Source organism: Psychromonas aquatilis, from assembly GCF_038155185.1.
Classification (GTDB): Bacteria; Pseudomonadota; Gammaproteobacteria; order Enterobacterales; family Psychromonadaceae; genus Psychromonas; species Psychromonas aquatilis.
Window position 1 is genome coordinate 1 of the sequence record NZ_JBAKAZ010000395.1, and the last position, 214, is coordinate 214.

The following is a 214-nucleotide window of genomic DNA, read 5'->3' on the forward strand; positions in this document are numbered from 1 at the left end:
ATTTTTAAACAATCAGAAAGTCGATACTAGGTGTGCTTTGCTAGACGCTTACATTTATAATAGCTAAAATGATCAATTCTTGTTGTTCGTGAATTAACTTGTTGGCGAGCCTTGGAGATATGTTTTTGGCGAGATGCTCTAAATTACTTAGCTTGATACTGTAGTGGTCAACTAATTCCGGACATTAAATTAAGGTTTTCTTCCGCTTTCGCAG

Annotated in this window: 1 protein-coding gene; it reads right to left on the minus strand. The window is 36.0% G+C overall.

Annotation, left to right across the window (positions count from 1 at the left end; all coding sequences use genetic code 11):
• Positions 1-40 precede the first annotated feature (40 nt).
• On the minus strand, positions 41-157 hold the full coding sequence (locus V6256_RS15920; RefSeq protein ID WP_341599179.1) for a DUF2982 domain-containing protein: 117 nt from the start codon (positions 155-157) through the stop codon (positions 41-43).
• Positions 158-214: the final 57 nt, after the last annotated feature.